The organism is Streptomyces sp. NPDC006265, from assembly GCF_040613555.1.
Classification (GTDB): Bacteria; Actinomycetota; Actinomycetes; order Streptomycetales; family Streptomycetaceae; genus Streptomyces.
This window is the reverse complement of the sequence record NZ_JBEXSH010000899.1, coordinates 1-3,600: the sequence shown is the minus strand read 5'-3', so window position 1 is coordinate 3,600 and position 3,600 is coordinate 1. Positions and strand designations below refer to the sequence as shown.

Below are 3,600 nucleotides of genomic sequence, written 5' to 3'. Positions count from 1 at the left end.
GCGAGTGGGGGTACCCCCTGCTCGAGCGGAGTCGAGAGCTCGGGGGAGCGTGCCGGGCGTCGCGACGGGGCGAACGTTGCCTGTCGCGGCACTAGACCGTGAGCAGCGCCTCCAGGGGGGCGCCGTTCAGCGTCGGCTCCAGGCGGGCGCGGCCGCTCAGGAAACCCAGCTCCATGAGGACGGCGAGACCCGCGACCTCGGCGCCGGCCCGGCGGATGAGCTGGACCGAGGCCTCGGCGGTGCCGCCGGTGGCGAGGACGTCGTCGACGATGAGCACGCGGTCCCCGGTGGTGAGGTCCTCGGCGTGCACCTCGATCTCCGCCGAGCCGTACTCCAGGTCGTAGGCCTGGGCGAGGGTCGCTCCGGGGAGCTTGCCCGCCTTGCGTACGGGGATGAAGCCGAGCCCCGCGCGGACGGCGACCGGGGCGCCGAGGATGAAGCCGCGGGCCTCCAGGCCGATGACCTTGGTGGCGCCGGTGCGCTCGGCGATCTCGGCGAGGGCGTCGGTCAGGGCGGTGAACGCCGCCGGGTCCGCCAGGAGCGGGGTGATGTCCTTGAACATCACGCCCGGCTCCGGGTAGTCGGCCACGTCGCGGATGCGGCTGAGCAGCAGCTCCCGGATGTCGGTCATCGGCGCTTCCCCGAGGGGCGGCCGCGGCCACGCGTGCGCGAGGCGGGCTGGTTGCGCGGCCCGACCACCGCGGGTGCGGCGTCCTCAGGCTCGTCGCCGTACGCCTCGTCGCCGCCCTGGGCCTCGGTCTCTCCCTTGGCGGCGGCCTGGGCCCGCTTGGCGAGGACGCGCTTCTTCAGGGCCTTCATCGCCGGCTCGCGCTCCTTGAGGTCGGCGACGAGCGGCGTGGCGATGAAGATCGAGGAGTACGCACCCGCGGCGAGGCCGACGAACAGCGACAGCGAGATGTCGTTCAGCATGCCGGCGCCGAGGACACCGCCACCGATGAACAGCAGGCCAGCGACCGGCAGCAGCGCGACCACCGTGGTGTTGATGGAGCGGACCAGGGTGCTGTTGATCGAGCGGTTGGCGACGTCGCTGTAGGTCCAGCGGGTCTGCTTGGTGAGGTCCTTCGTCTGTTCCTTGAGGCTGTCGAACACCACGACCGTGTCGTAGAGCGAGTAACCGAGGATGGTGAGCAGACCGATCACCGTGCCCGGTGTGACCTCGAAGCCGACGAGGGCGTAGATGCCGACGGTGATGGTGATGTCGTGGATCAGTGCGACGAACGCGGCGAGCGCCATGCGCCACTCGAAGGCGATCGCTAGATAGATCACCACGAGGACCATGAAGATGCCGAGGCCCTGCCAGGCCTTGTTGGCGATCTGCTCACCCCAGCTGGGACCGACCAGTTCGGCGTTGATCTGCTCCGCGTCGATCTTGAGGTCGTCGGCGAGCGTGTTCTTGATCTCGTTGGCCGCGCCGGTGTCGATGCCGGCGACCTGGATGCGCAGGCTGCCGTCGCCGAGCTTCTGGACGATCGCGTCGTGGCCGGAGGCCGCTTCCGCGTACTCCTCCGCCTGGGACACCGAGGCGCTGGTGTTCTTCGGGGTGTTGAAGACGGCGCCGCCCTGGAACTCGATGCCCATGTTCAGCCCGCGTACCGCCAGGCCGGCGATGGCCAGGATGGTGATCAGGATGGAGAGGCCGTACCAGATCTTGCGGTTCTTGACGAAGTCGTAGCCGATCTCGCCACGGTGCAGTCGGGCGCCGAGGGTACCGAGTTTCGACATCTCAGGCCTCCTTCGGGTCGACGGGGGCGGCGGGGCGGCGGGTACGGCGCAGCGGCGGCTGAGCGCCCAGGCTCTTCGGGTCAAGGCCGGACCACTTGTGGCCGTTCGCGAAGAACGGGCGGCGGGCCATGAGAGTCAGCAGCGGCTTGGTGAAGAGGAACACGACGACCACGTCGAGCAGGGTGGTCAGGCCGAGCGTGAACGCGAAGCCCTGGACCTTGCCTACCGTGACGAGGAAGAGCACCGCGGCGGCCAGGAACGACACGAAGTCGGAGACCAGGATGGTGCGACGGGCGCGCGGCCAGGCCCGCTCGACGGCGGGCCGCAGCGAACGGCCCTCGCGGATCTCGTCGCGGACGCGTTCGAAGTACACGATGAACGAGTCCGCCGTGATGCCGATGGCGACGATGGCACCGCACACGGCCGGAAGGTTCAGCGCGAAGCCGATGGCCGGGCCGAGCAGGGCCATGAGCGTGTAGGTGAGGGCGGCGGAGACCAGCAGCGAGAGGATCGCGATGAACGACAGGCCGCGGTAGTAGGCCAGCAGGTAGATGACGACCAGCGCGAGACCGATCGCGCCGGCGATCAGACCGGCCTGCAACTGGTCACCGCCCAGCGCGGCGGTCACGGTCGTCATGCTGTCCACCTTGAAGGTGAGCGGCAGCGCGCCGTAGGACAGCATGTTGGACAGGTCCTGGGCGGACTGCTGGTTGAAGTTGCCGGAGATCTCGGCGTTGCCGCCGGTCAGGGCCTGCCGGACGGACGGATCGGAGACCACGTCGCCGTCCAGGACGATCGCGAACTGGTTCTGCGGCGGCTGGTTCTGGGCCAGTTTGCCGGTGATGTCGCCGAACTTCTTGGCGCCCCCGTCGGTGAAGTCCATCTGGACCGTCCAGCCCGCGCCCGTCTGGGTGTCCAGAGTGGCCTGGGCCTTGTCGACGTCCGTGCCGTCGACCTCGGCGGGGCCGAGGACGTACTTCTGCCACTGGCCCTGCGAGTTCTTGCCGCACGCGAGCGTCGGGTCGGAGGCCTTGACGCCGTCACCCACGGTGGAGCGGGTCTTCTCGTCGGTGCAGTCGAGCTTGGCGTACTTCGCCTGCAGCGCGCTCGCGTCGGCCTCGGCGGTGCCGCCGCTGCCCGACGGGGAGGGACTGGCCTTGTCGCCCTTGTCCGAGGCGCTTGCGGAGGGCGTCGCGTCGGCCTTCAGCGCGTCGGTGACCGCACGGCCCTGCGTGGTGGGCGTGGCGGACGGGGACGCGGAGCCCTTGTCGGTGGCCTCGGGCTTGTCGGTGGCCTTGCCGGAGGGCTTGTCCGAGGGATTTCCGGTGGGGCTCGGCGAGGGGCTGGCCGGGGCACCGCCGCCGGAGACCTCGGTGGCGAGGACCGGGCGGAAGTAGAGCTTGGCGGTGGTGCCGACCTGCTTGCGGGCCTGCTCGGAGTTGGTCCCCTTGGGGATGTTCACGACGATGTTGTCGCGGCCCTGCGTCTGGACCTCGGACTCGGAGACGCCCAGACCATTGACACGGCGCTCCATGATGGAGACGGCGGTGTCCATGTTGGTCTTGTTGATCGCCGCCTCGTTGCCGGCCTCGGGGACCGCTCGGAGCGTGATGCTCGTACCGCCGGCCAGGTCGATGCCGAGACGCGGCTTCGTGTGCCCCGACGCGAACATCCCACCGGTGAGCGCCACGAGGGCGATCAGGATCAGGGCCAGCGAGCGCCCCGGTTTGCTCTGGGCGCTCGCGCTCCGGCCCTTTTTAGGTGTGGCCACCTTCTCGTACTCCCTCTCGGGCCACCTCGCTCCGGATCGGCGGACGGGCGGCCATGACATGGTGTCGGGATTCCGTGCGAGCTGGG

3 protein-coding genes are annotated in these 3,600 nt (G+C 69.7%); all 3 read right to left on the bottom strand.

Going from position 1 to position 3,600, the window contains the following annotated elements:
- Positions 1-91: 91 nt before the first annotated feature.
- From ABZ281_RS42380 to secD, 3 genes are read right to left on the bottom strand one after another with little or no spacing between them, the layout of a single operon-like run.
- Positions 92-631, bottom strand: coding sequence for an adenine phosphoribosyltransferase (locus ABZ281_RS42380; RefSeq protein ID WP_356663349.1), 540 nt, complete (start codon positions 629-631; stop codon positions 92-94).
- Complete coding sequence (secF, locus tag ABZ281_RS42375; RefSeq protein WP_356663347.1) at positions 628-1,743, bottom strand: protein translocase subunit SecF; 1,116 nt, start codon at positions 1,741-1,743, stop codon at positions 628-630. Before secF ends, ABZ281_RS42380 begins: the two co-directional genes overlap by 4 nt.
- Position 1,744: 1 nt before the next feature.
- Positions 1,745-3,514: a protein translocase subunit SecD gene (gene secD / locus ABZ281_RS42370; RefSeq protein WP_356663351.1), complete on the bottom strand. Its 1,770-nt coding sequence runs from the start codon at positions 3,512-3,514 to the stop codon at positions 1,745-1,747.
- Positions 3,515-3,600: the final 86 nt, after the last annotated feature.

Excerpts from the sequence above, each read along its gene's own strand:
- ABZ281_RS42380 (WP_356663349.1), bottom strand. The coding sequence starts at position 631 with ATGACCGACATCCGGGAGCTGCTGCTCAGCCGCATCCGCGACGTGGCC.
- secF (WP_356663347.1), bottom strand. The coding sequence starts at position 1,743 with ATGTCGAAACTCGGTACCCTCGGCGCCCGACTGCACCGTGGCGAGATC.